This window comes from Mesorhizobium sp. M7A.F.Ca.CA.004.12.1.1, assembly GCF_003997835.1.
Taxonomy (GTDB): Bacteria; Pseudomonadota; Alphaproteobacteria; order Rhizobiales; family Rhizobiaceae; genus Mesorhizobium.
In genome coordinates, this window is the sequence record NZ_RZRK01000306.1 from 1 (window position 1) to 6,702 (window position 6,702).

Consider the following 6,702-nt stretch of genomic DNA (forward strand, 5'->3'; position numbering starts at 1 on the left):
GCCCTTGTCCAGGCGGCGCTGAAGCTGTTCGGAAGGCAGGGCTTCGATGGCACCTCGACGCGCGAGATCGCCGCCGAGGCGCGAGCCAATATAGGCTCGATCGCCTATCATTTCGGCGGCAAGGAGGGTCTTCGCGCCGCTGCCGCCGACTTTATCGTCGAGACCATCCAGGGTGTAGCCGGTCAGGCGCTCGGCAATGTACAGGCGCCTGCGCCGGGACCAGCCAATCCGGAGGCGGCGCAAGCGCTACTCTTCGCGGCGCTGGAGCGGATGGTCGGCTTTGTCGTGGCCAGCCCGCAGGCCGGCGAGATCGTGCAGTTCGTGTTGCGTGAGCTTTCGCATCCGACGGCAGCCCTCGACCGCATCTATGACGGCGTCTTCGAGCCGACGCATCGCCGGCTGTGCCAGCTCTGGGAACAGGCGACCGGCGAGCCCGCCGAAAGCGAGGCCACAAGGCTCACCGTGTTCACGCTGATTGGCCAGGTCATCTATTTCCGCATCGGCCGCGAGGCGGTGATGCGCCGCATGGGCTGGAAAGACATCGGCGCCGCCGAGGCGGCCAAGGTGGTGACGGTCACATCGGGTAATCTCAAGGCCATATTGGCTTCCAAAAAGAGCAAAGCATGAAGGGGCAAAGACCATGAGCTTTCTGTGTTCGCTGCCGCTCGCCGCGCAGCTCTTCTCGGCCTGTGCCCCGGCTGCCCCGCTGGCCGTCGGCTATGTCGAAGGCGACTATGTGCTGCTGGCACCGATCGAGGTGGCGCAGGTCGAGACCGTCACGGTGAAGCGCGGCGACCGTGTGGTGCCTGGCACGACCGTGGTGACGCTGGAAAGTGCCGATGCCAAGATCGCGGTGGCGCAGGCGCAGGCCGGCCTTGCCCAGGCGCAGGCGCAGTTGGCTGACCTGCAGATCGGCAAGCGGCCGGAAGAGATCGCCGTGCTGAAGGCCGAGGTCGACATGGCCAGCGCCCAGGCCGCCGACGCCAAGCGCAAATACGACCGCGCCGCCGATCTGTTCAAGCGCGGCGCCGGCACGCAAGCCGATTTCGACACCGCGTCGGCCACGCTGGAAACGGCCAATGCGCAGGTCGGCCAGGCCAATGCCAATCTCGCCGTCGGCGGCCTGCCTGCGCGCCCTGAGACGATCAAGGCCGCCGACAATCAGGTCAAGCAGGCGCAGGCTACCTTGGAGCAAGCTCAGTGGCGGCTGTCGAAACGGGTGCTGGCAGCCCCTTCGCCGGGCCGCGTCAACGATGTCATCCGCAATCCGGGCGATACATCAGGTCCGACCGCGCCTGTGATCTCGATCCTGCCCGACGGCGCGGTCAAGCTCAGCGTCTACGTCCCGGAGAGCGCCTTCTCCTCGGTCAAGGTCGGCACCTTGCTCGGCGTCCATTGCGACGGCTGCGGCCCGGATGTGAAGGCGCGCGTCAGCTACGTGTCGCCCGATCCTGAGTTCACGCCACCGGTGATCTATTCGCTCGAGAACCGGCAGAAGCTGGTCTACCTGGTCGAGGCGCGGCCGGAGGGCGATGCCGGCCCGCTGCAGCCGGGCCAGATCGTCGATGTTGATCTCGCGGACAGTGCAAGATGAACGCCATCGATGTCCACGGCCTGGTCAAGGGCTTTGGCGACAAGACCGTCGTCGACCATGTGACGATGTCGGTCGCCGAGGGCGAGATCGTCGGCTTTCTCGGCCCCAACGGTTCGGGCAAGACCACCACCATCCGCATCATGTGCGGCCTGCTGACGCCGGACGAAGGCGAAGGCACGGTGCTCGGCTTCAACATCCGCACCGACAGCCTGCGCATCAAGCGTGAAGTCGGCTACATGACGCAGAAATTCTCGTTCTACGAGGATCTGACGATCGGCGAGAATCTCGAATTCGTGGCGCGGCTCTATCGGCTGAAGCCGGTCGAAGAGCATGTCGCGAGCACGTTGGAGGACCTCGGCCTGACGTCGCGCCGCAACCAGCTGGCCGGCACCTTGTCGGGCGGCTGGAAGCAGCGGCTGGCGTTGGCCGCCTGCATCATGCACAAGCCGAAATTGCTGCTGCTTGACGAGCCTACGGCCGGTGTCGACCCGAAAGCGCGGCGCGAGTTCTGGGACGAGATCCATCGCCTGGCCAGCGGCGGGCTGACCGTGCTGGTCTCCACCCACTACATGGACGAAGCCGAGCGCTGCCACCGCATCAGCTATATCTCCTACGGCAAGATGCTGGCCACCGGCACTGTCGCCGAGGTGGTGAGAAATGCCGGGCTGACCACGTTTGTGCTGCAGGGTCCGCGGCTCGATCAGGTCGCCGAAGCGCTTCAGGGCCGCTCCGGCGTCGACCAGGTGGCGCCTTTCGGCGCGACGCTGCATGTCGTCGGCTCCGACAGAAAGAAGCTCGAAGCCGCACTCGCCGACGTCGAGAAAGAGCACAAGGGCGTGAAAGTTTCGCCCGGCGAAACCAGCCTCGAGGACGTCTTCATCCAGTTCATGTCCGGCTCGAAGGACAACATGGCATGAACAGCGTCTTTTCCTTCGCCCGGCTTGGCGCGCTGCTGATCAAGGAATTCATCCAGATGCGGCGCGACCGCATCACCTTCGCCATGATGCTCGGCGTGCCGCTGATACAGTTGGTGCTTTTCGGCTACGCCATCAACAACGACCCGAAAAGCCTGCCGGCAGCACTCGTGGCGACGAGCAACGATCCCTACACGCGTGCCATTGTCGCGGCGCTGCAGACCACCGGCTACTATCGTTTCGACCATGTCGCGCAAAGTGCCGCCGAGGCCGAGTTCCTGATATCGCGCGGCGACGTCGCCTTCGTCGTCACCATCCCCGCCGATTTCGCCAGGAGGGTGGAGAGCGGCAGCAACCCGCAGATACTCATCGAGGCGGACGCCACCGACCCGGCGGTGGCCAGCGGCGCCATTTCGACGCTCGGCACAGTCGCCAGCCAGGCGCTGCTGAGGGCGCAAGGCACGCAGGAAGCCGCCGCCGAGGCCGCCAAGGGTCGGCTCGATGTCGTCGTACACCGGCGCTACAATCCCGAAGGCATCTCGCAATACAACATCGTGCCCGGCCTGCTCGGCGTCATCCTGCAGATGACCATGGTGATGATGACCTCGATCGCGCTGACGCGCGAGACCGAGCGCGGCACGATGGAAAACCTGCTGGCGATGCCGTCCAGCCCGCTCGAGATCATGATGGGCAAGGTGCTGCCCTACCTGGCGGTCGGCGGCGTGCAGGTGGTGGTGGTGCTGGCGGCGGCGAAGCTGCTGTTCGCCATCCCCTTCACCGGATCGATGTCGCTGCTCCTGACCGCCGTGCTGATCTTCGTGCTGGCGCTGGTGCTGCTCGGCTATACGATTTCCACCATCGCCCGCACGCAGATGCAGGCCCTGCAACTGACCTTCTTCTTCTTCCTGCCGTCGATCATGCTGTCGGGTTTTATGTTCCCTTATCGCGGCATGCCGGACTGGGCGCAAATCCTCGGCGAGATCTTCCCGCTGACGCATTTCCTGCGCATCACCCGCGCGGTGATGCTGAAGGGCGCGGAACTGCCGGCGGTGTCAACGGAGATCGGCTGGCTGGTGGTGTTCGTGGCCTTGTTTGCCGGCGTGGCACTGGTGCGGTTCAGGCGGACGCTGGATTAGATGCCGCACGACCTCCAGTCTTGGCACCAGCCTTTGCGGAAGGGAGAAATGCTTTCGCCAATCTCCATGGTTTGTAACTGCCACTAACCGTTGAGCGATTTCGGGCCGCTGACGAAGGCGCTCCCCTTGACGTAAAACCGCAGCGGGCGATCGGCATCCTTTGTAATGCCGATCCGGACGCCTTGGGCGATGTCGCCGGCTTGATGCTCGTCGGTTGCCAGCCATAGCGGGCCTTTGCGGCAAAGATCGAGCCCGTCGAGCGAACGATCGATCCGCAACGCCTGGGCCAGCCTTCCCGGTCCTCGCGCCAGGTCGCGCAGGCGCTCGACGCCGCGGTTGAGCCGCATGATCGCAATGCCCTCGAGTGGCTCGAGCGCCCTGATCAGCACGCCGGTTCCGACCCCCGGCATCTCGCTCGAGACATTGAGCATGTAGGAGATGCCGTAGGCGAGATAGACATAGGCGTGCCCGGGTTCGAGAAACAGCGAACGGTTGCGCGGGGTCATCCCCCGGTAACCGTGTCCGGCGGCGTCACCGGTCACATAGGCCTCGGTCTCGACGATGCGGCCGCTGGCGATGCCTTCAGGCAGCTCGCGCACCACGAGTTTGCCAACGAGGGTGCGGGCAAGGGATGCCGTATCGTCGGGCAGCTCGGAACGCGTGAGCGGGCGGTAGATGACCATGCTCAGCGCGGCGACGATTTGGCGGCGGGCGAGGAGTGATCCAAGGCGGAGCCTGTCGCCAGATACTCCATATCAGATACCCTTGGACATCGCCGTCTCAAGCAGCCGCCATGATCCCGGCATAAGTGCCGAAATCGACATTGCCGCCGGACAGCACCACGGCAATGCATTTGCCGGACAGCTCGATCTCGCCCGATGACAGTGCCGCCAGCGCCACACAGCCGCCGGGCTCGACCACCAGCTTGAGATAGGCCATGGCGTCGCGCATCGCCTGCGCCGCCGCCTGGTCCGAGACGGCGATGCCACCGGTGAGATTCCTGCGGTTGATCTCGAAGGTGATCACGCCAGGCTCGGCGGTCAGCAGCGCGTCGCAGATCGAACTATGGCCGGGCTCGTTCGAAACCCTTGCACCGGCGGCCAGCGACCGGCGGGTGTCGTCGAAATGCTCGGGCTCGACCGCCCAGACCGCCGTGTTCGGCGAGGCATCCTTGACGGCAACGGAGATGCCACTCGACAAGCCGCCGCCGCCGCAGGGGACGATCACCGCGTCGAGGTCGACGCCAAGCGCTTTTGCCTGGCGCATCAATTCGAGGCCGATCGTGCCCTGGCCGGCAATGATGGCCGGATCGTCGAAAGGCGGCACCAGCACCATGCCTCTTTCCATGTAAGGACGGATCACGGTCATGCGGTCGTCGCGAAAGCGGTCGAACGGGACCACCTCCGCGCCCATCTTGCGCACATTGGCAATTTTCATCGCCGGCGCGTCTGAAGGCATGGCGATCACCGCCTTGACGCCGAACATCGCGGCCGAGGCGGCGACGCCCTGCGCATGATTGCCCGATGAGAAAGCGACGACGCCTCGGCTGCGCTCCTCCGCGCTGAGCGACGACAGCTTGTTGTAGGCGCCGCGGAACTTGAACGAGCCGGTACGCTGCAGCGTCTCCGGCTTGAACAGGATGCGGCCCCCGAAGCGTCTGTTCAGCTCCTGCGATTCGATCAAGGGGGTTTCGATGATCAAGCCGGAGAGACGCGCGGCGGCGGCGTGGATGTCGGCGATGCCGGGAAGGGTGGTCATGGTGGGTCCTGTGGGAAGATGTTGCCCTTCATGATGCCCGCAAAGGGAGGTGGCGCACCATGGGAAAAATGTGACCGTTACAAAGTTTAGCGAGTCATGATCGGCGTTTGCGCCGCCCCTCATCTGGCTGCCGCCATCTTCTCCCCGTAAACGGGGAGAAGGACGCTGTCGCCTTTGGTTTCGCCAATCTTCAGCGTTGCAAGGGGGTGCGGCGCTTCCCGCCAGCTTCTTTCTCCCTGTTTACGGGGAGAAATGCCCGGCAGGGCAATGAGGGGGCAGCGCCGAGATCGGCCAAATTGGCCACCCAATCTAGCCAAGCAAAGTCCTCTGCCTCTTGCCCCCACCCAGCTTGCGCCAGTTGTTGAAACGGTGGCTGGCGGCGGCAAAGGATATCTTCATCTGCTGGGCGACCGAGTAGCGCGACTTGCCCTCGTCGAACATGCGGTAGCAGCACTCGACGCCCTCCTCCGTCAGTTTGCCGTCCGGCGCCTTGTTGTGCGGGTTGGCGGGGTCGAATTTCTCGACCTGCTGCTCGACCAGGCCCTTCAGGCGCTGCAGGTCGGCCTCGATGCTGGCGATGAGATCGAGAACGGGCTTGGGATCATAGGGGTGCGGAGGCTGTTTTGCCGTCATCTGCCGGTTCCTTGTTCTTGGCTTGAGTCCAGCAATATAGGTGAACATTCACTGATAATGAAGAGTCACCGCGGGCGTGGGGCTTCAACAATTCTTGACCGCGACCCAAGCGCGCAATTGACCGAAGGTGTTCAAAACCCTAGTTTAGAACTATTCTAAACTAGGGTGAATTCCTCATGCTTTCCCGTGTTTTCGGCTTCGGCCGCCGCCCCTTCGAATCGCTCTCCGAACAGGAGATCCTGGCGCTGGCCATTTCCTCCGAGGAGGATGACGGTCGCATTTACCGGGCCTATGCCGACGGGCTGACGGAAAACTTCCCGCAATCGGCAAAAGTGTTCGAGGAGATGGCCGAGGAAGAGGATGGCCATCGCGATGCGTTGATCGAGCTTTTCCGCAAGCGGTTCGGCGAGCGCATACCGCTGATCCGGCGCGAACATGTGAAGGGTTATTACGAGCGCAAGCCCGACTGGCTGGTCCGGCCGCTCGGCATCGAGCACGTGCGCAGCCATGCCGAGGCGATGGAGCGGCAAGCCTACCTTTTCTATGTCGAGGCGGCCAAGCGCACGGCAGATGCTTCGACGCGAAAACTGCTCGACGATCTGGCGGTGGCCGAACTGGGCCATGAGACCCTGGCGCAGCGGCTGGAACAGAAACATGTGCCGGGCGC

General features: G+C 64.1%; 8 protein-coding genes. 5 read left to right on the plus strand and 3 right to left on the minus strand.

Features of this window, described 5'->3' with window-relative positions; all coding sequences use genetic code 11:
- From EN984_RS17300 to EN984_RS17315, 4 genes are all read left to right on the plus strand, one after another.
- A partial coding sequence (locus EN984_RS17300) for a DUF1956 domain-containing protein (RefSeq protein ID WP_127383848.1) occupies nucleotides 1-627 on the plus strand: 627 nt, incomplete at its 5' end.
- Nucleotides 628-640: 13 nt separating this feature from the next.
- The gene (locus EN984_RS17305; protein ID WP_127268429.1) at nucleotides 641-1,594 is read left to right on the plus strand and encodes an HlyD family efflux transporter periplasmic adaptor subunit; all 954 of its coding nucleotides are present in this window, start codon (nucleotides 641-643) and stop codon (nucleotides 1,592-1,594) included.
- Entirely contained in the window at nucleotides 1,591-2,511 is a 921-nt protein-coding gene (locus tag EN984_RS17310) for an ABC transporter ATP-binding protein (protein ID WP_127383849.1), read from the plus strand. The genes EN984_RS17305 and EN984_RS17310 overlap by 4 nt, the downstream gene beginning before the upstream one ends.
- Nucleotides 2,508-3,644 (plus strand): ABC transporter permease, encoded by a 1,137-nt coding sequence (locus tag EN984_RS17315; protein ID WP_127268431.1) that lies wholly within the window; start codon nucleotides 2,508-2,510, stop codon nucleotides 3,642-3,644. The genes EN984_RS17310 and EN984_RS17315 overlap by 4 nt, the downstream gene beginning before the upstream one ends.
- Nucleotides 3,645-3,727: 83 nt before the next feature.
- On the opposite strand, the gene EN984_RS17320 is transcribed toward EN984_RS17315, so the two are convergent.
- From EN984_RS17320 to EN984_RS17330, 3 genes are all read right to left on the minus strand, one after another.
- Complete coding sequence (locus EN984_RS17320) at nucleotides 3,728-4,327, minus strand: DNA-3-methyladenine glycosylase (RefSeq protein ID WP_127268432.1); 600 nt, start codon at nucleotides 4,325-4,327, stop codon at nucleotides 3,728-3,730.
- 97 nt (nucleotides 4,328-4,424) lie between these two features.
- Nucleotides 4,425-5,402 carry a threonine/serine dehydratase gene (locus tag EN984_RS17325; protein ID WP_127269749.1) on the minus strand — a complete coding sequence of 326 codons (978 nt, stop codon included), beginning with the start codon at nucleotides 5,400-5,402 and terminating at the stop codon, nucleotides 4,425-4,427.
- 309 nt (nucleotides 5,403-5,711) lie between these two features.
- A complete protein-coding gene (locus tag EN984_RS17330) occupies nucleotides 5,712-6,035 on the minus strand; it encodes a hypothetical protein (protein WP_023813492.1) in 324 nt (107 codons plus the stop codon).
- Nucleotides 6,036-6,211: 176 nt separating this feature from the next.
- On the opposite strand from EN984_RS17330, the gene EN984_RS17335 reads away from it, so the two are divergent.
- The coding region (locus EN984_RS17335) for a ferritin family protein (RefSeq protein ID WP_281057312.1) at nucleotides 6,212-6,702 on the plus strand (491 nt) is incomplete at its 3' end.